Raw genomic sequence first — 21,819 nt, forward strand, 5'->3', positions numbered from 1 at the left:
GCGCATGAATCCGGTCGTGCTGGATGCGCAGGGCTTGAGCAAGGCCTATGCCGGCGTCGCTGCGCTGGAGGATGTCGGGTTGTGCCTGCGCGGCGGCGAGATCCATGCGCTGATGGGCCAGAACGGCGCCGGCAAATCGACCCTGATCAAGCTGTTGACCGGGGTGGTCGCGGTCGATGCGGGGCGCATCGCGCTCGATGGCGTGGCGATCGCGCCGGCCACGCCGCTGCAGGCGCAGCGCTTGGGCATCAGCACCGTGTACCAGGAAGTGAATCTGTGTCCGAACCTGTCGGTGGCGGAGAATCTGTTCGCTGGCCGCTATCCGATGAAGGGTTGGCTGCGGCGGATCGATTGGCGGCGGGTCGAGCGCGATGCGCAGGCTTGCCTGCGGCGGCTGGGCGTCGCCATCGATGTGCGCCGGGCGTTGTCCGCGTATCCGGTGGCGGTGCAGCAGATGGTGGCGATCGCGCGCGCGGTGAGCGTCTCGGCACGGGTGCTGATTCTTGACGAACCGACTTCCAGCCTCGACGAGGGTGAGGTCGCCGATTTGTTTCGGGTGATGCGTGCATTACGCGCGCAAGGCATGGCGATCCTGTTCGTCACCCATTTTCTGGATCAGGTCTATGCGGTGTCCGACCGTATCAGCGTCTTGCGCAACGGTCGTCTGGTGGGGGAATACGCGCCGGTGGATCTACCAGCGCCGCAGCTGGTCGCGGCGATGGTCGGGCGCGTGCTTGATCCAGCGGCGGCGGAGACGGTCGCTGCGCCGCTGGTCGAGCAGGGGCCAGCGCTGGTGCAGGTGCAGGGGCTGGGTCGTCGTGGTCATCTGCATCCGACCGATTTGCACGTGCATCGTGGGCAGGTGCTGGGCCTGGCCGGTCTGCTCGGTGCCGGTCGCACCGAACTGGCCCGGCTGCTGTTCGGCCTGGATCGCGCCGAGTGCGGGCGCGTGCTCATCGATGGCCGGGAGGTGGTGTTGCGCGGTCCGCCCGATGCGATTGGTCATGGTTTCGCATTGTGTCCGGAAGAACGCAAGACCGATGGCATCGTCGCTGAACTATCGGTGCGCGAGAACATCGTCTTGGCGCTGCAGGCACGCAGGGGGCTGCGCCGTTTCCTGGCCCCGGCGGAACAGCGGCGCATTGCCGAGCGCTTCGTCGAAGCGTTGGGGATCAAGACCGCCAGCGTGGAAACGCCGGTGGGCCTGTTGTCCGGCGGTAATCAGCAAAAAGTGGTGCTGGCGCGCTGGTTGGCGACCCAGCCGCGCTTGCTGATCCTGGACGAACCCACGCGCGGAATCGACATCGCGGCCAAGCAGGACATCATGACCCGCATCCTGGCGTTGGCGCGGGAGGGTATGGCGGTGGTGTTCATTTCTGCCGAGGTCGCCGAGATTGCGCGTATCGCCGACCGGATCGCGGTGCTGCGCGAGCGCCGCCTGGTCGGCGAACTGCCAGGTGGCTGCGGCGAGCGAGTGGTGTTCGATCTGATCGCCGGGAGCGCGGTGGCATGAACGCGGCCAGCGCGTCGGTTGTGAATCCACGGCGATGGCTGGCGCGGCTGTGCGCGCATCCTTTGTTCTGGCCGCTGGCGACCTTGGCGTTGTTGCTGCTCGGCAATGGCGTGTGGAATCCGGGTTTTCTGTCGTTGCAATGGCGCGACGGACATCTGTACGGGACCTTGATCGACATCGGCAATCGTGCCGCGCCGTTGGCGCTGGTGGCGCTGGGTATGACCCTGGTGATCGCGGTGCGCGGCCTGGACATCTCGGTCGGCGCGGTGGTGGCGATTGCTGCCATGGTGGCGGCCTGGACGATCGGCGGCAGCGAACATAGCCGCTTCCCATTCTGGGTGGTGGTGTTCGCGCCGCTGCTGGTCGCGGCGCTGTGCGGACTGTGGAACGGACTGCTGGTGGTCAAGATCGGCATGCAGCCGATCATCGCCACGCTGATCCTGATGGTGGCCGGACGCGGTATCGCTCAGCTGATCGGCGATGGACAAATTTTGACCATCTACTATTCGCCGTACTTTTATCTCGGCAATGGGTTCCTGTTTGGGTTGCCGTTTGCCCTTTTCGTGGTCGCGGCGGTTTTCCTTGTTATGCAGTTGTTGCTTGGACGCACGGCGTTGGGCTTGTTCGTGCGCGCCATCGGCCATAATCCGCGTGCCGCGCGCGTGGCCGGGGTCAAGGCGCGGCTGATCTCGGTGCTGTTGTACGTGTTCTGCGCATTCAGCGCGGGCCTGGCCGGGGTGTTGATCAGTTCCAACGTCAAGAGCGCCGATGCCAACAATGCCGGGCAACTGATGGAACTGGACGCGATTCTCGCAGTGACGCTTGGTGGTACCTTGCTCGACGGTGGCCGCTTCAGCCTCGCGGGCAGCGTGATCGGCGCGCTGATCATCCAGACCCTGACCGCCACCATCTATGCGCTTGGCGTGCCAGCGCAGGTCACCATGCTGATCAAGGCGCTGCTGGTGTTCGCGGTGATGCTGCTGCAGTCGTCACGGTTCCGTGCCAGCGTGCGCGGTTGGGTGCGGCGACCGTCTGCCGGGAGGGTGCGATGAGCGTACCCGCACCGCGCGTTGCCGTGCAGGGCATGCTGGATGGCCTGCGCCGGGCCGGAGCGTTGCTGCATGGCGCGCGTCTGCCGTTGGCGATCACCGTGGTCCTGTTCGTGGCGATGCTCGGCGCCGGTGGTGTGCTCTACGATGGCTTCCTGTCGCCGCAGGTATTGGCCAATCTGCTGATCGACAATGCATTCCTGTGCATCGTCGCGGTCGGCATGAGCCTGGTGATCCTCAGCGGCGGCATCGATCTGTCGGTCGGTGCGGCGTTGGCGTTCACCACGGTGTTGTCGGCGTCGCTGGTTGAACGCCACGGTTGGTCGCCGCTGGCGGCGATCCCGCTGGTGTTGCTGATCGGCGCCGCCTTCGGTGCTGGCATGGGCGTGCTGATCCAGCGTTACCGTTTGCAGCCGTTCGTTGTCACGTTGGCTGGCATGTTCCTGGCGCGTGGCGCTAGCTATCTGGTCAGCGTCGATTCCATTCCGATCACCAATACGCTGTACATGGCGATCGCACAAACCCGCGTGCCGGTTGCGGCTGGCGCGTCGCTCTCGGTCGGCGCGCTGATCGCGTTGGCGACGGTGGCGCTGGGCATGTGGCTGGCGCACTGCACGCGCTTTGGTCGTTGCGTGTATGCGCTGGGCGGTAGCGAGGCCTCGGCGCGGCTGATGGGGTTGCCGGTGGATGCCACTCAGATCCGGGTGTATGCCTTCAGCGGTTTTTGTTCGGCCTTGGCCGGGGTGGTGTGCACGTTCTACATGCTGTCCGGTTACAGCCTGCATGCGTCGGGGCTGGAGCTGGATGCGATCGCCGCCGTGGTGATCGGCGGCACGCTGCTCGCCGGTGGCAGCGGTTATGTGATCGGCACGCTGTTCGGTGTGCTGATGTTGGGGGTCATCCAGACGTTGATCGTATTCGACGGCACGCTCAGTTCGTGGTGGACGCGGATCGTGATCGGCGCGCTACTGTTGGTGTTCTGCCTGTTGCAGCGCTTGTTGACCCGGCGTGGGCCCGGTGGTGCGGCAGAAGGTTGAGTGCAGATTGTTGGCTAGTTGCTGTTGCCGGCCATGGTCGGTGTTGTCGCGTGCGTGCCGTCATGGCGCATCACCCAGTTGAACAGCGGTGTGGCTATCAGCGTGGAGGCGATGGCCATCAGCACCAGGATCGAAAACAGTCCTTGTTCGATGACCCCGGCTTGCAGGCCGATGTTGATGATGATCAGCTCCATCAGGCCGCGTGCGTTCATCAGTGCGCCGATTGCCATGGCGTCGCGGTTGTTCTCGCCGCTGGCGCGTGCCGCGGCCCAGCAGGCGATGCCCTTGCCCAGGAACGAGGCCAGCAGGATCGCCACGGCGGACAGCAGGATTTGTGGGGCCAGCAGTACGCTGAGTTGCGTCTTGAGTCCGGAGAAGGTGAAGAACATCGGGAGCAGGAACACCACCACGAACGGTTGCAGTTGCGCGCGCAATTTTTCGGTCAGCGCGCCCTTGGGCAAGCAGGCGCCGAGCAGGAAACCGCCGAACACCGCGTGGATGCCGATTGCGTCCATCGCCCAGGCGCTCAGGCAGAACAGCATCAGGACCACGGCCAGCACGCTGGTGCTCAGAGGTTGGTCGGGATCTACATGATCGGCCAGTCGACGCAACCCATGCCGCCCCAGCAATAGCATGAACAGCGCATAGCCCACGCCACCGCCGATCGCCAGATAGGCGCTGCCCCAACTGCCGCCAAAACTCGCCAGTACGATGGCGAGGATGCACCAAGCCGCCGCATCGTCGATTGCACCGGCGGTCAGCGCCAGGGTGCCGAGCGAGCTGCCAGTGAGGCCGCGCTCGTGGATGATCCGTGCCAACATCGGGAATGCGGTGATGGCGATCGCCGCGCCAAGGAATAACGAGGCGTCCACGATCTTGGCCTTGGCCGAGAACAAGCCCGGCACATGCAGCAACCATGGTACTAGCAGGAAGCCGAGCGCGAATGGCACGGCGATGCCGGCCAGCGACACGTGCATCGCGCTGCGGTAGCGCGCGCGCAAATGCGCGCTGCGAAAATCGGTGCCGACCAGGAACATGTATAGGCCCACGCCGAACTGCGCGGCCACGTACAGCATATCCAGCGTCTGTTTGGGGAATAGCGCCTGCTGCAGGCCCGGTAGCGCCGCACCGAACAGCGATGGCCCCAGGGCGACGCCGGCGATCATCTCGCCGACCACCTGCGGTTGGCCCAGGCGTTTGGCGAGCATGCCGACCAGCCGGCACGCGAACAGGATGGCGGCGGCTTGCAGAAAGAAATAGACCGACAGTTGCGGTGTGGTCACGATGGGGTGGGTCTCGAATGGCTGCGCGGATGATAGGAGCGCGGCGTGGCGAAATCCATGCATCTCCAGCGCCGCTGTGGTTGCAGCATGGCGCGGGTGTGCCGACGTTGCGCGAGCGTCCAAGGGGCTTGCACCGTGCCGCCGCCGCGAACTGCTTTTGCGACGACGACCGCGCCATCTTGCGAATCATCCCTTCGTGGCAGCGGCAGCGCGTTGGCGCTGCCGCAATATGCGATTACTGCAACTCCAGCATCACGATGGCCTTGGCTGGCAGCGTCAGCTGCAGCGTGTCGCCGCGCACGCTGGCGCCGGCGAAGGCGGTGGGCTGTACCGTCTGCGGTTGCGCGAAGCTGTTGAGCGCGGTCATCGCCGGTGCGCTCAGGAGGCGGCCGCCGACGTGGCGCGCCTGGACGCCTTGTAATTTGATCGCCACATCGGCGCTGTGGTTGGGGTCCAGGTTGGTCAGCGCCACGTAGACGTGCCCGTTCTTGGCCCGCACCGCCGAACCATGCACGGCCGGCACGGTGTAGCTCCCATGCTTGTAGTCGGGCGTCTGCAAGTGCAGCGGCAATGCGGTCGCATCCTGGTACGGCTTGTACATTGCGAATACATGGTAGGTGGGCGTCAGCAGCATCTTGTCGCCATCGGTCAGGATCATCGCCTGCAACACGTTGATCATCTGCGCGATATTGGCCATGCGCACGCGGTCGGCATGGGCGACGAAGATGTCCAGATTGAGCGAGGCCACCAGTGCATCGCGCAGCGTGTTCTGCTGCCGCAGGAAGCCTGGGTTGACGTCGGGCAGGCCCTTGTACCAGGTCCCCCATTCGTCGACCACCAGCGGGATTTTCTTGTCCGGGTCGTACTTGTCCATGATCGCGCTGTGTTTGGCGATCAGTTCGTCCATCGTCAGCGTGCGCGACAGCGTCTCGATCCATGCCGTCTCGTCGAACGTGGTGGACGAGGCGCGCGGCGGCCAGCCGCCTGGGATGGTGTAGTAGTGCAGACTCAGGCCGTCCATGTATTTGCCGGCCTCGCGCATCATCACTTCGGTCCAGTGGTAGTCGTTGTCGCTCGGGCCTGGCGCGATCTTGAGGATTTTCTGGTCGGCCGGCGACTTGACGAAGGTCTGGTAGCGGCGGAACACGTCCGCCGCGTACTCGGCGCGCATGTTGCCGCCGCAGCCCCACAACTCGTTGCCGACGCCGAAGAACGGCAGCTTCCAGGGCGCATCGCGGCCATTGCGGCGGCGCAATTCGGCCAGGGTCGAGTGCGTCGGTGCTGTCATATACTCCACCCACTGCGCCATCTCGTCCGGCGCCGCATCGCCGACGTTGCCGGCCACGTAGGCCTGGGCGCCGACCAGTTCAGTGAAGTCCATGAATTCGTGGGTGCCAAAGCTGTTCGGTTCCTCGACGCCGCCCCAATGGGTGTTGACGCTGGTCGGGCGCTGCTTGCGCGGGCCGATGCCGTCGCGCCAGTGGTATTCGTCGGCAAAGCAGCCGCCAGGCCAGCGGATGGTCGGGACGTCCAGTGCCTTCAGCGCGGCCAGCACGTCGTTGCGGTAGCCGTGGGTATTGGGAATCTTCGACTCCGGACCGACCCACACGCCGCCATAGATGCCGTTGCCCAAGTGTTCGGCGAATTGGCCGAACAGGTTGCGCGAGACGGTCGCGCCTGGGTGGTCGGCGTCCAGCGTGCCATGCACTTCGACCGCGTCGGCCTGTGTCAGTCCGGCGCTCAGCGTCAGTGTCGCCAGGGCGATGAGTGGCAGGCGTTGCCGCCAATGCCTGGCGAGGTGGTGCAGCGAACGGATCGAGTACATCGGAATCTCCTCATACTGGCCAGCGCGGTATCGCGCTAGGGAAGGGTGGCGCGTAGACAGTGGCTTGCGCCAGCGTGTCGCCGACGCTATACCCATCGCGCAGCGCACATGTATGAACGCCGAGCGTTGGAAACACGCGAAGCGCTGGCGTCACACGTGCAGCGTGCTGTCTTGCGTTCGCGTTCGTTCTCCCGTGCGATGGGCGGTGCCGCTGTCCACGGCGGATCGAGCATAGAGGACCGCATGAGGTGGCGACCAATGCTTTAAATCGGCTTGCGTATAACCGGATTGCAATGCTGCGCTGCGGTGTGTCGCTGTCGGCGCTGCCCCGCGCCGCTGCGATGCTGCATGGCGATGGCCGCCACGTGTCCGTCCTGGGTATGCTGCACGCCACGCTGGCGCGTGTGCCGGCGAACCTGGAGTCTGCATGTCATCGATCTTCGGCCATCTTCCCGACGGCACCGCCATTCATCGCCTGGTCCTGGACCGCGGGCATGGCCTGCGCGCCGAACTGCTGACTTACGGTGGTCTGCTGCGCAGCCTGCGCCTGGACACCGCGCACGGTCCTGTCGAAATGGTGCTGGGGCTGCCGACGTTGCAGGCGTATCTGCACGATCCGGCGTATCTGGGCGTGTTGGTCGGTCGTTTCGGCAATCGCATCGCCGGGTCGGCGTTCACGCTCGATGGGCAGCGTTATCCTTTGACCGCCAACGAGGGGGCTAACCATTTGCACGGCGGCGCACAGGGTTTCGGACGGCGCGTGTGGACGGTCGTGGCGCAGTCCACGAGCGAACTACAACTGCGTTACGACTCGCCGGCCGGCGAGGAAGGCTATCCCGGAGCGTTGCGGGTGGAAGCGGCGTTTCGTCTGCACGATCATTGCCTGGAGTTGGAGTTCGTCGCGCAGACCGATGCGCCCACGCCGCTCAACCTCACCCATCATCCGTATTTCAATCTGGCCGGCGATCCCGCCGTGGCCGCGGCGGCGCAGTGGCTACGCGTGCCCGCCGAGGGCTACCTGCCTGTGTGCGATGCGGGCATGCTGCCCCGCGGCGAGATCGCCGGCGTTGCCGCCACGCCGTTCGATTTCCGCAGCCCACGTGCGATCGCCGACAAGGACATCGCCGCCGATCCGCAACTGTGCCTGAGTGCCGGTTACGATCATTGCCTGGTGCTGGCGCAGGCGCGCGACTACAGCGCGCTGCTGTACTCGCCGTACAGCGGCGTGGCGATGCGTCTGGACAGTCCGATGCCGGCGCTGCAACTGTACGAGGGGCAGGGGCTGGACCGGCAGCATCCGCACCTGGGACGCGGCATTTGTCTGGAGCCGCAAGGCTATCCAGATGCACCGAACCAGCCTGGGTTCCCCGACACGATCCTGCGCCCGGGGCAGATCTATCGGCATCGCATCCAATACCGCTTTGCCGAGGTCGGTGCGGGCGCCGATTGGGCTGCGGTGGAGGCCGCACTGGTCGGGTGAGGTCGCGCGCCTGCGCGGCGCTGTCTTCCTGCGGGCGCTCTCGAGCAATTCCCTGGCCTGCTCGAACTGCTCGCGCTTGATGCCGCTTGGATAGGCTTTTCTCATCCTCCGAGCTTCTCATCCTCCGAGCTTCTCATGCTCGCGGGAGACTTTGAACACGCTCTAAACAGCGCATGTTGTTCGCGCCGATCTGCAAGGTATAGGCGTCGCAGCGTGCGCATGCGCTACGAGCAAGCATGCATTGTTCGGTGGCGTGTGGTGCTTATTGCAGGTGGCCCAGGAGCACTTCGATCACGAACTTGCTGCCGAAAAACGACAGCAGCAACAACAGCATCGCCACCAAGGTCCAGTGCACCGCCTTGACTCCGCGCCAGCCGTAGCGCCAGCGGCCGAACAGCAGTGCGCCGAACACGATCCACGACAGCACGCTGAGCACGGTCTTTTGCACGAGCTGTTGCGCCAGGAAATCCTGCACGAACAAGACCCCGGTCAGCAGGGTCAGGCTGAGCAGGATGAAACCGACCACGATCGTGCGGAACAGCAGGGTTTCCAGTGCGGTCAGCGGCGGTAATGCGCGCAACCACGGGTGGAAGTCGCGACGCCGCAGCGCGCGTTCCTGTAGCCACAGCATCGCCGCCAGCAGTGCGGCGATGCCCAGCGTGGCGTAGGCCAGCAACGCCAGCCAGGCATGTAGTTGCAGCCGCCAATCCAGCAGTGGCGCTGGCGCGTGGCCGTAACCGTGGTAGGCCAGCAGCAGCGTCGCCGAGAGAGGAAAGACCACCACGCCGAGCGCGGCCATGCGCCCGCTGGCGCCGACCAGCGCGGTCATCAACGCCATCCCCAGGCTCACCAGCGACAGCGCGGCGAAGAAGTGCATGTCCGGGCCGCCGGGCGTATGCAGCGCCACCTGCACGTGGTATGCCGTGTGCAGAACCACCGCCGGCAACGCCGGCCACAGCCACACGCGGCTGCGCTCCACCCGGTCGCGCACGACCGCGCCAACGAGCAGGCCGGTCGCGGTCAGGTATAGCAAGGTGGCGACGAGGATGAGCATCGCGTCAGTTTCGCATATCGCGCCGAGCCTGGTGATGGTGGCGGCCGCTGCGCCACGGGGATCGCCAACGCGCAGGGCTATAATCAAAGACCGTTTCCCGTCTGCGATCCGCCCGCATGTTCGAATCCTTAACCCAGCGTCTCTCCGGCACCATGCAGCGCCTGCGCGGGCGTGGCCGCTTGACCGAGGAGAACATCCGCGAAGCCACGCGCGAGGTGCGCATTGCCCTGCTCGAGGCCGACGTCGCGCTGCCGGTGGTGCAGGCGCTGATCGAACGCATCAAGGTGCGCGCGGTCGGTCAGGAAGTGCTCAAGAGTCTGACCCCAGGTCAGGCGCTGATCAAGGTGGTGCGCGATGAGTTGACCGCGGTGATGGGCTCGGCCGCCAGCGACCTCAACCTCAACGTGCCTGCACCGGCCATCGTGTTGATGGCGGGCTTGCAAGGCGCGGGCAAGACCACCACTGTCGGCAAGCTGGCCAAGCATCTGAAGGAAAAGCGCAAGAAGAAAGTGATGGTGGTCAGCGCCGACGTGTATCGGCCTGCCGCGATCGAACAGCTCAAGACCTTGGCCGAGCAGGTCGGTGTGTTGTTCTTCCCGTCCGAATCCTCGCAGCAACCGGTGGACATCGTTCGCGCCGCCATCGCCGATGCGCGCAAGTCCTTCGTCGACGTGCTGCTGGTCGATACCGCCGGCCGCCTGGCCATCGACGAGGCGATGATGGCCGAGATCAAGGCGTTGCATGCCGCGATCACCCCGGCCGAAACCCTGTTCGTGGTTGATGCGATGACTGGTCAGGACGCGGCCAACACCGCCAAGGCGTTCAGCGATGCTCTGCCGCTCACTGGCGTGGTGTTGACCAAGACCGACGGCGATGCGCGCGGCGGCGCCGCGCTGAGCGTGCGTTACATCACTGGCAGGCCGATCAAGTTCATCGGCGTGGGCGAGAAGCCCGATGGTCTGGATGTTTTCCATCCCGACCGCCTGGCCAGTCGCATCCTGGATATGGGCGACGTGTTGTCGCTGGTTGAGCAGGTCGAGCAGCAGGTCGACAAGGACAAGGCACAGAAGCTGGCGGAGAAAGTCGCCAAGGGCAAGAAGTTCGACCTCAACGACATGCGCGACCAGCTCGAGCAGATGCAGAACATGGGCGGCTTGTCCGGGCTGATGGACAAGCTGCCGGGCATGGGGCAGATCCCCGAGCACCTCAAGCAGCAAGTGGCCGGTAACAAGGAGGTGCCACGCATGATCGCCATCATCGGCTCGATGACCAAGAAGGAGCGGCGCAACCCGGCCTTGCTCAACGGTTCGCGCCGCGCGCGCATCGCCCGCGGTTCCGGTACCCAGCCGGCCGACGTCAACAAGTTGATGAAGCAGTTCCAGCAGATGGAAAAGATGATGGGCAAGCTCGCCGGCGGCGGCATGAAGGGCCTGATGCGCGGCATGAAGGGCATGATGGGTGGCATGGGCGGCGGCGGCCTGCCGTTCCGCTGAGTGCTGAACACGGCACGGGCTTTGTGTCCTTTCGTTGGCGATTGTTCTCTGTGTTTTTGGTCTTGGTGTTGCAGTCGATGAGCCGCTGGGTAGTGCTGTCGACGACTGTGCAGTGGCCCAGGCCAGTCGCCGTTACCATGCGTGTTCTGTTGATCATTGGAGTCGCATGATGGGGGACTTGTCGCGGGTCGACGCCTTTCGGCAGCGGTTCGGGTTGCGCCTGCCGGTGTTGCTCAGTCCGATGGCCGGAGCGTGTCCTGTGCCACTGTCGGCAGCGGTGGTTGCGGCCGGTGGTATGGGCGCAATGGGGGCGGTGTTGTCCTCGCCGCAGGACATCGTCGCGTGGATGGACGCCTTTCGCGCTGCTTGCAGTGGACCGGCCCAGATCAATCTATGGGTGCCGGATCCACCGCCGTTGCGCGATGCGTCTGCCGAGGCCGACATGCGTGCTTTTCTCGGCGCCTGGGGGCCGCCGGTGGATCCCAGCGCTGGCGACGCGGCGCCAGCCGACTTCGCTGCGCAATGCGCCGCCGTGTTGGAAGCGCGTCCGATGGCGGCCTCCTCGATCATGGGGTTGTTCCCGCCCGCCTTTGTCGTGCAATTGAAGCAGGCCGGCATCGCCTGGTTCGCCTGCGCCACCACGTTGGAGGAAGCGCTGGCTGCGCAGGAGGCCGGCGCCGATGCGGTGGTCGCGCAGGGGGCTGAGGCCGGCGGCCATCGCGGTGCGTTCGATGCGGCCAGCGCCGAGCGCCAATTGACCGGATTGTTCGCGTTGTTGCCGCGCCTGGTCGATCGCCTGCAGGTGCCGGTGATCGCGGCTGGCGGTATCGGTGACGGTCGCGGCATCGCCGCTGCATTGGCCCTGGGCGCGAGCGCGGTGCAGATCGGCACCGCGTTGCTGCGCACGCCGGAAGCGGCATTGGCGCCGGCCTGGGCCAATGCGCTGGCCCAGGCCGAACCCGAACACGCGTTGCTGACGCGCGCCTTCTCTGGCCGCCTGGGCCGTGCGCTGACCAACGACTATGTGCGCGCCGCCGCCGCGCCTGGGGCGCCAGCGCCGCGGCCATACCCCGTGCAGCGCGGCTTGACCACGCCGATGCGCCAAGCCGCGCTGCAAGCCGATCATCTGCCGACCATGCAGACTTGGGCTGGACAGTCGGCATGGATGGCCCAGGCACAGCCGGCGGCGGAACTGGTGGCGCAGTGGTGGGCGCAAGCGCAGGCTTTGCGGTGAGCGCGCGCGTGTTTCACGCCGGGCGGCTGGCGGACGCGGAGGTGCTGGCCGCGGCGGCGCTAGTCAACTACGGCCACTTCAGTACGCTGCAGGTGCGCGATGGCGCGGTGCGCGGGTTGGATCTGCACCTGCAACGGCTGGATCAGGCCAGTCAATTGCTATTCGGCAGTGCGTTGCCGGCCGAGCACGTGCGTGCCGAATTGCGCGCGGCGCTGGCTGAGTTCGGTCATGCCGATGCCTCGCTGCGCGCCACGGTGTTCTCGCCGCGCTTCGCGTTGCGTCGTGCCGATGCGGTTTGCATGCCGGAGTTGCTGGTTTCGCTGGATGCGCCAGCGGTGGCGGACGCCGCGCCATTGCGCCTGCGCAGCAGCGTGTTCGCGCGCGAATTGCCGCAGATCAAGCATGTCGGTACCTTCGCTGCCTTCCACCAGCGCCGCCTGGCGATGCAGGCCGGGTGCGATGATGCATTGTTTGTTGATGCGCACGGATGGGTGGCCGAAGGCACGACCTGGAACCTGGGTGCGTGGGATGGGCAGTGTCTGCATTGGCCGCAGGCGCCGGCCCTGCGCGGAACCCAGGAGCGCTTGTTGCAGGCTGGATTGGCCGCGTTGGGCGTGGCGCAGCAAGTGCGACCGTTGCAAGTGCACGAGTTGGATGCGCACATGGCCGCATTCGTCTGCAATGCCCGTGGGCAGCAGGCCATCGCCACGGTGGATGGGCGCGCGTTGCGGCCTGCCCAGCAGGTGTTGGAAGTACTGGAGGCCGCATTGCGCACCCAGCCATGGCAGCCGATCTGAACGGTTGCGGCGACTTGGCAGATGGCGCTGGGGTAGCTATCATTACCAGTTCACCGCGCCATCCTGGCGACTGGGCAACACCGGAACTCAACCATGGTCAAGATCCGCCTTACCCGTGGCGGCGCCAAGAAGCGCCCCTTCTACCACATCATCGTCACCGACGTGCGCAGCGCGCGCGACGGCCGCAATATCGAACGCCTTGGCTACTACAACCCGGTCGCGCAGGGCGCAGAGCCGCGCGTGGTGCTGGATATGGCCCGCGTCGAGCATTGGGTGTCCAATGGCGCGCAGCTGACCGACAAGGTGCGTAATCTGTGCAAGGAAGCCACCAAGGCCCAGGCCGTCGCGGCCTGATCCTGTGGGCCGCGCCATCTGCGTGCGGCCCTTGCGTTTGCTCCGATGAAAGATAGCCAGCGCCGCATCCTGCTCGGTCGGGTTCTCGGCGCGTTCGGCATCCGTGGCGAGGCCAAGCTCGAATCGTGGACCGAGCCGCGTCTGGCCATTTTTCGCTATCAACCCTGGATCGTGCGCAAACCCGACGGCAGCGAGAGCACCCTGACCGGCGTGCGTGGTCGCGCTTCCGGCAAGTCCCTGATCGCCAGCCTGCCCGAGGTGAGCGATCGCGATGCGGTCGAAGCCTTACGTGGCACCGAGATCTACGTAACGCGTAGTAGCTTGCCGCCGCCGCATCCGGATGAATACTACTGGGTGGATCTGGAGGGTCTAGACGTGCGCACCGTCGAAGGTGTGGCCTTGGGGCAGGTATCGCACCTGTTCTCCACTGGCGCCAACGATGTGCTGGTGGTGCGCGGCGAGCGTGAGCGGCTGGTGCCGTTCGTGCAGCCGGATTACGTCAGGTCGGTGGATTTCGAGGCCAACCTGATCGTGGTCGATTGGGATCCCGAGTTCTGAGTCCGGCAGGGGCTTGCACAGCAGCGGCGCATGCCTAGGCTTTGCGAGTCCCGAGTCCCGAGTCCCGAGTCCCGAGTTCACCATGCGCATCGACGTCATCAGCCTGTTCCCCGAGTTCGTCGCCCAGTGTGCGGCGTTCGGCGTGGTTGGCCGTGCGCAGGAGCGCGCGCTGTTGGGTCTGCATGGCTGGAATCCACGCGACTACGCCAGTGGGGGCTACCGTAAGGTGGACGACCGTCCGTTCGGCGGCGGGCCGGGCATGGTGATGATGATCGAGCCGCTGCAGGCCTGTTTGCAGGCAGTGCGCGCAGTCGATCCGCAGCCGGCGCCGCTGATTTACCTCAGTCCGCAGGGGCAGCCGTTGACCCAGGCCAAGGTCCGCGAACTGGCCGTACTGCCGCGCCTGCTGCTGCTGTGCGGGCGCTACGAGGGTGTGGACGAACGTTTCGTTGCCGCCGCGGTGGACGAGGAAATCTCGATCGGCGACTACGTGCTGTCCGGTGGCGAATTGGCTGCGGCGGTGCTGGTGGATGCGCTGACCCGGTTGCAGGAGGGCGCGTTGAACGACGCCGAGTCCGCGGCCCAGGACAGTTTCGAAGGGCCGGACGGCCTGCTCGATTGTCCGCACTATACCCATCCGCGCATGCATGCCCTGGGCGAGGTTCCGGCTGTGCTGCGCTCCGGTAACCACGCCGAGATCGCACGCTGGCGGCGGATGCAGGCGCTGGGGCGGACCTGGCGGCGGCGTCCGGAGTTGCTGGACGCGGCCGCGTTGAGTGCGGCCGACCGGCGTTTGCTGCAGGAATTCCGCGAGGGTATGGATGTTCCGCCATCGCCCGAGCCGCCCGAACCGGAAAATCCTTCCAAGCCCTAGCCATGGGCATTGGACTGAGTTAAAATTCCCGGCTTTCCGGCCAGTGCGTTGCTGACTTGGCCCGGCCCGATATCGTGCAATCGCCGTGTGGCGACTGCCGGACCACCTCACCAGACACAAGCGGTGCCCATCATGAGCAAGCTCAACAAGACCATCCTGGCCGACTTCGAAGCCGCCCAGATCCAGCGCAAGCTGCCGGAGTTCAACCAGGGCGACACCATCGTCGTCAACGTCAAGGTCAAGGAAGGCAACCGCGAGCGCGTGCAGGCCTACGAAGGCGTGGTGATCGGCACCAAGAACGGGGGCCTGAACTCCTCCTTCACCGTGCGCAAGATTTCGCACGGCTACGGCGTCGAGCGCGTGTTCCAGACCCACAGCGCTACCATCGAGTCGGTCGAAGTGAAGCGCCGCGGCAAGGTTCGCGCCGGCAAGCTGTATTACTTGCGTGGCCTGGAAGGCAAGGCTGCTCGCATCAAGGAAGACTTGGCTGCTGCCGCGCAGGCCAAGGTCGCCCGTCAGGCTGCTGTGGCTGCTGCCAAGGCCGAATAAGCTTCTCCGGCGGCCACTGGTCGCTGCTGCAACGGCCGCCTCCGGGTGGCCGTTTGCGTTTTTGCGATTGCTCGGTGTGGTGATGCGTGGGGCCATGCTGGGCGTGGCGGAGACGGCTGCTTTTTTGCATCGAGCGTGATTTCCGCCCAACAGCGGTTGTGGCATCTGCATCATCGGCCAGCATGGCTGCGCTCAATTGCTGCCAATCCGGTTAGCACATGCTGGCGCTTGACTGAGGGCTGTGAGACGGTTTTCAGCGCGTCGGGTCCGGTGTGGTTTGCACCCCGACTACTGGTGCAGGTGGTTGCGTTGCGATGTCGTTGGGGTGGGTCAATGCGTCGGCGTGCGGTTGCGCGAGCATCCGCGCCTTGCGCCAGTTGCCCCAGCGGTAATAGCTCAGCGACAGCAGCATCGCGCAGATGGCGCTGGTCGGGAAGCTCCACCACACTGCCTCCACGCCCAGGTATGGTTGCAGCAACTGCGCGAATGGCACGCGGATGCCCCACAGCGCCAGCGCCAGGATCAGCAGGGGCGGGATCACCGCGCCGGTGGCGCGGACCACGCCGGAAATCACGAAGGTCACGCCGAAGAACAGAAACGACCACAGCGTAATGTGGTTGAGATGGCGAGCGATTTCCAGCGCCGTGCTGTGGGGTAGCAGGAATAGCGCGAGCGTCCAGCGGTCGAGCAGGATCAGCGGTGCGATCAGGGCGCCTGTGATCAGAAAGTTGAACAGCACGCCCTTGCGTGCGGTCGCCGCGACCCGGTCCCAGTGCTGCGCGCCGACGTTCTGCGCGGCCATCGACGAGCAGGCGACACCGATCGCCATCGCCGGCATCTGCAGATAGGCCCACAATTGCAAGGCGGCGCCGTAAGCGGCCGAGGTATCGGTGCCATAGGTGTTGACCAGCGAGATCAGCACGATCATCGCCAGCGAGATCAGCGCCATTTGCATGCCCATCGGCAGGCCCTTGACGGCCAGCGCGCGCAGGATCGGTAGATCCACCCGAAACAGATGCAGGTCGCGGCGGCCAAGCCACAGCAGGTGGCGCTTGCGGCGCAGGTATAGCAGCAGTCCGCTGAGTGCCACGCCTTGTGCGATGAGCGTGGCCCAGGCGGCGCCGGCGATTCCCAGGCGCGGGAACGGTCCCAGCCCGAACAGTAGCAGTGGGTTCATACCGATATCCAGCACCACCGACAGCAGCAGGAAACGAAACGGCGTGCGTGAATCGCCGGTGCCGCGTAGCGCGGCGGACAGGAATCCGAACGTGTACAGCAACGGCATCGCCAGAAAGAACACCCGCAGGTAGGCCTCGGCCAGCGGCAGCGACGCTGCTGGAGTCCCTATTGCCGCCAGCAGATGCCGCGCCAGCCACCAGCCGCTGGCGGCGATCAGTACCGAAATGCCGATGAAGAAGCTCGTGCTGGTGCCCATGACCCGGCGCGCCTGCGCCATGTCGTTGCGGCCAATCGCCTGGCCGATCAGGATCGTGGCGGCGATGCCGATGCCGATGCCGATGCCGAACACCGAACTGAGCACGAAAAAGATGATGCTGTTGGCGTTGGCCGCTGCGGTCACTGCGGCCTCGCCGAGGTAGTGGCCGATCCAGATCGCATTGACCGAGCTGTTGAGCGATTGCGCGATGTTGCCGGCCAGGATCGGCAACGAAAACAGCAGCAACTGCCGGCCGATCGGTCCTTCGGTGAGTGTGCCGGGCTTTTGCATCGCATGCGTAAGAGGATGGGTGAGGGGTGCAGACTAGCACTGGCATATGCCCCCCCGGGCGGTGACAGATGCGGCGCAGCCGCCAACGTCCTAGACTGGTTGCATCGATGCGCAGGTCCGCTGTCCGCCAAGCGGATGTGCGGGTGCCCGTTATGCCAAACCGAATGAAGAAGCGTGCAATGCGGCAGTTACGTGATCATGTGCAATGGATGGGGGCCAGCGCGTTGGGGTTGGCGTTGTTGTCGGGATTGACCGGTTGCGCCGACAGAGCGCGTTGGGGCGATGCCAACGTGCGGCCGGATCGCCCGGAGTGTTTGGTCGGCGAGCAACCCAGTGCGATTCCGCCACGCGCCGATGGACTGGTGGCGAACCAGCGTCAGCAGCGCTGCAATCCCGGGCAGGCGCCGCAAGGCAACATCGCGCGGTCGGGCGAACAGCCTATGCAGCTGGATTTTCGTCAACACAAATGAATGAACTTCTCGCACAAGCGGCGGCGGTTCGGTTGGATGTCTGGCTGTGGGCCGCACGCTTTTTCAAGACTCGCAGCCTAGCCAAGCAGGCGGTGGAAACCGGCAAGGTGGAGGTGGCCGGGCAGCGGCCGAAATCCTCGCGCGCCGTGCGCGTGGGCGAGTGCTTGTGCGTGCAACGAGGCGATGAACTCTTCGAGCTCCAGGTGCTGGGGCTCAGCGATACCCGTGGCTCGGCCAGTGTGGCGCAGGCGCTTTACCAGGAAAGCGAGCAGTCGCGGGAACGGCGCGCGCAACAGCGCGCGCAGCAGCGTGCCGAACGCAATGGTTACCAGGCGCCCGAGAGCAAGCCAGACAAGCGAGCGCGGCGGCTGATCCGCGCGCTGGGCGATCTCGACGCGTTGTAGGCGCGGTGCGTCTGCGCGATGTCACACGTCGCGATGGGTCGCCGCGATTGCCGCAAGCTCAGGCGCCGCAGTCGGCGCCTGAGCCGTCAACCTCATGCGGCCAGGTCGAAGCGGTCCAGCTGCATCACCTTGGTCCAGGCGGCGACGAAATCGCGTGTGAACTTCTCTTGCGCATCGGCGCTGCCATAGACCTCGGCCACCGCGCGCAGTATCGCGTTGGAGCCGAACACCAGGTCGACGCGGGTGCCGGTCCATTTCAGACTGCCGGTGCTGCGATCGCGGCCTTCGTAGAAGTCCTGCAGTTGCGAGGTGGCTTTCCACTCGGTGCGCATGTCCAGCAGGTTGACGAAGAAGTCGTTGCTGAGCACGCCAGGGCGGTCGGTGAAGACGCCATCTGTGGACTGCCCGGTGTTGGCGCCGAGCACGCGCAGGCCGCCGACCAGCACGGTCATCTCCGGCGCGGTCAGGGTCAGTAACAGTGCCTTATCGATCAGCATGGCTTCGGCCGACACCGTGTAGCCAGGTTTGGCGTAGTTGCGGAAGCCATCGGCGTTCGGTTCCAGGACGGCGAAGGACTCCACATCGGTCTGCGCCTGCGAGGCGTCCATGCGTCCTGGCACGAACGGCACGGTCAGCGTCTGCCCGGCCTGCTTGGCGGCCTGTTCGATCGCCGCGCCACCGCCCAGGACGATCAGGTCGGCCAACGAGATTTTCTTGCCGTTGCTCTGGGCGCCGTTGAATTGCGCCTGGATGCGTTTCAGCGTGGCTTCCACCTGCGCCAGTTGCGCGGGCTGGTTGACCTCCCAGTCCTTTTGCGGTGCCAGGAACAGGCGCGCGCCATTGGCGCCGCCACGCAGGTCCGAACCGCGGAAGGTGGAGGCCGAGGCCCATGCCGTGGAGACCAACTGGGCGATGCTCAGGCCGGCGTTGAGCAGGGCCTGCTTCAATGCGGCGATGTCCTGTGCGTCGACCAGCGGGTGGTTCACGGCGGGGATCGGATCCTGCCAGATCAACTCTTCGGCCGGAACTTCCGGGCCAAGGTAGCGCGTGCGTGGGCCCATGTCGCGATGGGTCAGCTTGAACCAGGCGCGGGCGAAGGCGTCGGCCAATTGTTCCGGATGCGCCAGGAAGCGCCGCGCGATTGCCTCGTAGGCCGGGTCGGCGCGCAGTGCCAGGTCGGTGGTGAGCATGGTCGGCAGGTGCTTCTTGGACGGATCGTATGCGTCGGGAATCACCGCATCGGCGTTCTTGGCCACCCACTGGTGCGCGCCGGCCGGGCTCTTGCTCAGTTCCCACTCGTACTTGAACAGAAGTTCTAAGAAGTCGTGGTTCCACTGCGTCGGCGTGGTGGTCCAGGTCACTTCCAGGCCGCTGGTGATGGTGTCGGGGCCTTTGCCGCTGCGGAAGGAGTTGAACCAGCCCAGGCCCTGCATTTCCAGCCCTGCGGCTTCTGGATCGGGGCCGAGATAATCGGTCGAGGCGGCGCCGTGGGTTTTGCCGAACGTGTGGCCACCGACGATCAGCGCGACGGTCTCCTCGTCGTCCATCGCCATTTCCCCGAACGTGATGCGGATATCCTGGGCCGACAACAGTGGATCGGGATCGCCATCGGGACCTTCCGGGTTGGCATAGATCAGCCCCATCTGCACCGCGGCCAGTGGGCGTTCCAGATCGCGGGTGTTCTTCTGCTTCCCGTGGGCGTAGCGCTCTTCACTGCCCAGCCACGTCGTTTCGCGTCCCCAATTCACGTCGTGGTCCGGTTCCCAGGTGTCTATACGGCCGCCGGCGAAGCCGAAGGTCTTGAAGCCCATGGACTCCAGTGCGACGTTGCCGGTGAGGACCAGCAGGTCGGCCCAGGAGATCGCTTGACCGTATTTTTGCTTGATCGGCCACACCAGGCGCCGCGCCTTGTCCAGGTTGACATTGTCCGGCCAGCTGTTGAGCGGAGCGAAGCGCTGTTGCCCACGGCGGCAGCCGCCACGGCCATCGCTGATACGGTAGGTGCCGCCGCAATGCCAGGCCATGCGGATGAAGAACGGACCGTAGTGGCCGAAATCGGCTGGCCACCAATCCTGCGAATCGGTCATCAACTTGCGCAGATCCTGCTTCAGCGCTTGGAAGTCCAGACCCTTGAACGCCTTGGCGTAGTCGAAGTGCGTGCCCAGCGGATTGGAACGGTCGGAATGTTGGTTGAGCAGTTCCACCCGCAGTTGATTCGGCCACCAGTCGCGGTTGCTGGTGCTGGTGCCGGTCGTGGTGTGGTTGAAGGGGCACTTCGCTTCGGTCGTCATGAGCAATTATCTCTCTACGTGAACATGTGGGGAGCGATGGGCCGCCGCAGTGGCGGGAATGGGAAAACAGGCGGTGTGTGGGGGGGGCAAGCGCAGGTCAGGGGCAAGGCGTTCGTTCGCCGGCTGTGCGGCAAAGAGTGAGCGCGTGCGGCGGTGCTGTGGTGGACAAGCGCATCTGGCGAACTTCATGTGGCAGATGCGCAAACGATAGAACGAAAGTTCTATTGATGTAATTTGAATAAAATTACTGAATCGATAGTTTTATCTTATCGATTGTACTGGAGGTTCGTCCTGTCCGGCTGTCATGCCCTTGCGTTCGCATGCTACCGATGGCTCGCGATGTTGCGGCGTCGGCGTCCGTCGATTTTGAGTGGCCCGTTGGGCAGGTGTAGTCGATGGACGCTGTGTCCGAGCGCACCGCCTCAGGTCGGGTCATCAAGCGTCTGAATCTCCCAGGGTTCCATAGACACGCATGACCCTCGTTGCGCGTGGCACCGCTCGAACTCTACAGGCCACAGATCGTCATTGGAACGATGGCGGCGTTTGTGGAGTTGTAGAGCATCTCGATGTAGTCGAACGCGTCGGCGCGTGCGGCGTCTTTCGTGGGTGGATCCGCCGCCTCATCCGCTCGCGTTTGAGCAGGCCGAAGACACTCTCCACCGATGCGTTGTCCAGTCAGTTGCCGCGCCATGCTGCATAGACATGGCATGAAAACGTGGCTTGCGCCATCGCCCACCTAAGCGCGCAGCCTTTGCGCGCGCATCAAGCGATACACGCGATGACGGCTGGAGCGCTCGCCTAGATCGCGCATGTCTTTGCAATTCAGATGGCTGTATTGCTTTCTCATGGCAACACCCCGCGTGATTGCGGGGTGTTGCATTTGGAAGTTGAGTCCAAGCAGTTCGATTTACAGGCTCATCCTACGCAGATCAACGACCAGGGACAATTTGGAGTTGATTGCCCTTGATAATAATGGTTCCTGGTTTGGACACGGAAGTGGATACGGATAAATTATTTATCCGGCTATTATCGCTACAGTCACGCTGCGACATCGCCTCAACTTTTGTTTGCATGCCGACCTGGAAAGGGATGGTGTCATTGAGTCGGGGGTTTCCGTTGGACGAGCGCACTTGTCCGCAACCTGAGGAGATAGAGTCGGTAACCCTTATGGCCACGACGTCCCGCCTCCAGTTCTGCACGCTGTACAACACAGTGGAGGGTTGTTGCGCGTCAGCCGCTGTAGCGGCGCTTGTGATCATTACAAACAGGGCGCACAGCACGATCTTACGAATATTCAAATCAGTGGCCATCATGTTGCTCCAAAAAATAGTTTCGAAAATATAAGTGCGAACTTCAGCTAAAACATTAATTAAAAAATTATAAATGCGAGACGCACTGCATCATTTGCATGAATAAAGCATGCGGTACACTTTCAAGCAAGGTGGGCGATTGGTCAACAGCTCCTTGCCATTGCCGATCAATCCCGTGAGAGGCACGTGAAACATGTAGAGACGGTGATACGCAAATTGCTCGACTGGCTATGCATTGTTTCAAAGCGCTTGAGATTTTCTAAATTCCTAGTATTTAATCGTATGGCTATGATGTCGAATCGATTATTCAAAGGCAATATTGAAAATATAATAATGTGGTTGGCGTCACGGCATTAATATTAATTTAATGGATTGTATGTGGTTAACTCGGATTCATCGATGGTTGGGGCCATTGACTCACCCCAAGAAAACGAGTCCATCGTTAAAGTAAGTATTTTGCCAGCATTGGCCCCCATGGCCACGATGAGTCGAGCAATAAAATGGAGTGGGTTGCTGTT

At 64.2% G+C, this 21,819-nt stretch carries 19 protein-coding genes and 2 pseudogenes; 13 read left to right on the top strand and 8 right to left on the bottom strand.

Annotated elements, in window-relative coordinates:
• The first annotated feature begins 4 nt into the window (after positions 1 to 4).
• From XaFJ1_RS04440 to yjfF, 3 genes are read left to right on the top strand one after another with little or no spacing between them, the layout of a single operon-like run.
• Positions 5 to 1,513, top strand: a complete 1,509-nt coding sequence (locus tag XaFJ1_RS04440) for a sugar ABC transporter ATP-binding protein (RefSeq protein ID WP_012915469.1) — start codon at positions 5 to 7, stop codon at positions 1,511 to 1,513.
• On the top strand, positions 1,510 to 2,565 hold the full coding sequence (locus XaFJ1_RS04445) for an ABC transporter permease (RefSeq protein ID WP_012915470.1): 1,056 nt from the start codon (positions 1,510 to 1,512) through the stop codon (positions 2,563 to 2,565). The genes XaFJ1_RS04440 and XaFJ1_RS04445 overlap by 4 nt, the downstream gene beginning before the upstream one ends.
• Entirely contained in the window at positions 2,562 to 3,599 is a 1,038-nt protein-coding gene (gene yjfF, locus XaFJ1_RS04450; RefSeq protein ID WP_012915471.1) for a galactofuranose ABC transporter, permease protein YjfF, read from the top strand. Before XaFJ1_RS04445 ends, yjfF begins: the two co-directional genes overlap by 4 nt.
• Before the next feature lie 14 nt (positions 3,600 to 3,613).
• On the opposite strand, the gene XaFJ1_RS04455 is transcribed toward yjfF, so the two are convergent.
• Complete coding sequence (locus XaFJ1_RS04455) at positions 3,614 to 4,882, bottom strand: cation:proton antiporter (RefSeq protein WP_012915472.1); 1,269 nt, start codon at positions 4,880 to 4,882, stop codon at positions 3,614 to 3,616.
• A gap of 235 nt (positions 4,883 to 5,117) precedes the next feature.
• Positions 5,118 to 6,707 (bottom strand): alpha-N-arabinofuranosidase, encoded by a 1,590-nt coding sequence (locus tag XaFJ1_RS04460; protein ID WP_012915473.1) that lies wholly within the window; start codon positions 6,705 to 6,707, stop codon positions 5,118 to 5,120.
• Positions 6,708 to 7,134: 427 nt separating this feature from the next.
• Between XaFJ1_RS04460 and XaFJ1_RS04465 the strand changes: the two genes are divergently transcribed.
• Entirely contained in the window at positions 7,135 to 8,187 is a 1,053-nt protein-coding gene (locus XaFJ1_RS04465) for an aldose epimerase family protein (RefSeq protein WP_012915474.1), read from the top strand.
• Between the two features lie 9 nt (positions 8,188 to 8,196).
• Here XaFJ1_RS04465 and XaFJ1_RS04470 read toward each other — a convergent pair.
• Positions 8,197 to 8,292: pseudogene (locus tag XaFJ1_RS04470) on the bottom strand (IS5/IS1182 family transposase); the annotation flags it as partial.
• Positions 8,293 to 8,449: 157 nt separating this feature from the next.
• The gene (locus tag XaFJ1_RS04475; protein ID WP_045756758.1) at positions 8,450 to 9,241 is read right to left on the bottom strand and encodes a cytochrome C assembly family protein; all 792 of its coding nucleotides are present in this window, start codon (positions 9,239 to 9,241) and stop codon (positions 8,450 to 8,452) included.
• Positions 9,242 to 9,357: 116 nt separating this feature from the next.
• Here XaFJ1_RS04475 and ffh point away from each other — a divergent pair, with 116 nt between their 5' ends.
• From ffh to rplS, 7 genes are all read left to right on the top strand, one after another.
• Complete coding sequence (gene ffh / locus XaFJ1_RS04480; protein WP_012915476.1) at positions 9,358 to 10,734, top strand: signal recognition particle protein; 1,377 nt, start codon at positions 9,358 to 9,360, stop codon at positions 10,732 to 10,734.
• Positions 10,735 to 10,903: 169 nt separating this feature from the next.
• Positions 10,904 to 11,968, top strand: coding sequence for an NAD(P)H-dependent flavin oxidoreductase (locus tag XaFJ1_RS04485; protein WP_045757211.1), 1,065 nt, complete (start codon positions 10,904 to 10,906; stop codon positions 11,966 to 11,968).
• Positions 11,965 to 12,765: an aminotransferase class IV family protein gene (locus tag XaFJ1_RS04490; RefSeq protein ID WP_012915478.1), complete on the top strand. Its 801-nt coding sequence runs from the start codon at positions 11,965 to 11,967 to the stop codon at positions 12,763 to 12,765. The genes XaFJ1_RS04485 and XaFJ1_RS04490 overlap by 4 nt, the downstream gene beginning before the upstream one ends.
• A gap of 93 nt (positions 12,766 to 12,858) precedes the next feature.
• Positions 12,859 to 13,119 carry a 30S ribosomal protein S16 gene (rpsP, locus tag XaFJ1_RS04495; protein WP_012915479.1) on the top strand — a complete coding sequence of 87 codons (261 nt, stop codon included), beginning with the start codon at positions 12,859 to 12,861 and terminating at the stop codon, positions 13,117 to 13,119.
• A gap of 45 nt (positions 13,120 to 13,164) precedes the next feature.
• Positions 13,165 to 13,677, top strand: a complete 513-nt coding sequence (gene rimM, locus XaFJ1_RS04500) for a ribosome maturation factor RimM (RefSeq protein WP_012915480.1) — start codon at positions 13,165 to 13,167, stop codon at positions 13,675 to 13,677.
• 82 nt (positions 13,678 to 13,759) lie between these two features.
• Positions 13,760 to 14,551, top strand: a complete 792-nt coding sequence (trmD, locus tag XaFJ1_RS04505) for a tRNA (guanosine(37)-N1)-methyltransferase TrmD (RefSeq protein ID WP_012915481.1) — start codon at positions 13,760 to 13,762, stop codon at positions 14,549 to 14,551.
• Between the two features lie 132 nt (positions 14,552 to 14,683).
• Positions 14,684 to 15,100, top strand: coding sequence for a 50S ribosomal protein L19 (gene rplS / locus XaFJ1_RS04510; RefSeq protein WP_012915482.1), 417 nt, complete (start codon positions 14,684 to 14,686; stop codon positions 15,098 to 15,100).
• A gap of 253 nt (positions 15,101 to 15,353) precedes the next feature.
• Here the strand turns inward: rplS and XaFJ1_RS04515 are convergent, their stop codons facing one another.
• A complete protein-coding gene (locus XaFJ1_RS04515) occupies positions 15,354 to 16,826 on the bottom strand; it encodes an MATE family efflux transporter (protein WP_012915483.1) in 1,473 nt (490 codons plus the stop codon).
• A gap of 179 nt (positions 16,827 to 17,005) precedes the next feature.
• Between XaFJ1_RS04515 and XaFJ1_RS04520 the strand changes: the two genes are divergently transcribed.
• On the top strand, positions 17,006 to 17,296 hold the full coding sequence (locus XaFJ1_RS04520) for a hypothetical protein (protein ID WP_045757212.1): 291 nt from the start codon (positions 17,006 to 17,008) through the stop codon (positions 17,294 to 17,296).
• Positions 17,293 to 17,700 carry an RNA-binding S4 domain-containing protein gene (locus tag XaFJ1_RS04525; protein WP_012915485.1) on the top strand — a complete coding sequence of 136 codons (408 nt, stop codon included), beginning with the start codon at positions 17,293 to 17,295 and terminating at the stop codon, positions 17,698 to 17,700. Before XaFJ1_RS04520 ends, XaFJ1_RS04525 begins: the two co-directional genes overlap by 4 nt.
• 92 nt (positions 17,701 to 17,792) lie before the next feature.
• Here XaFJ1_RS04525 and katG read toward each other — a convergent pair whose 3' ends face one another.
• The 3 genes and pseudogenes from katG to XaFJ1_RS04540 all read right to left on the bottom strand — a co-directional run bounded on the left by katG (position 17,793) and on the right by XaFJ1_RS04540 (position 21,304).
• A complete protein-coding gene (gene katG, locus XaFJ1_RS04530; RefSeq protein WP_012915486.1) occupies positions 17,793 to 19,991 on the bottom strand; it encodes a catalase/peroxidase HPI in 2,199 nt (732 codons plus the stop codon).
• A gap of 422 nt (positions 19,992 to 20,413) precedes the next feature.
• Positions 20,414 to 20,663: pseudogene (locus XaFJ1_RS16470) on the bottom strand (IS3 family transposase); the annotation flags it as partial.
• A gap of 257 nt (positions 20,664 to 20,920) precedes the next feature.
• On the bottom strand, positions 20,921 to 21,304 hold the full coding sequence (locus XaFJ1_RS04540; protein ID WP_012915489.1) for a hypothetical protein: 384 nt from the start codon (positions 21,302 to 21,304) through the stop codon (positions 20,921 to 20,923).
• Positions 21,305 to 21,819 lie beyond the last annotated feature (515 nt).

The sequence above is a fragment of the Xanthomonas albilineans genome (genome assembly GCF_009931595.1).
GTDB classification, from domain to species: Bacteria; Pseudomonadota; Gammaproteobacteria; order Xanthomonadales; family Xanthomonadaceae; genus Xanthomonas_A; species Xanthomonas_A albilineans.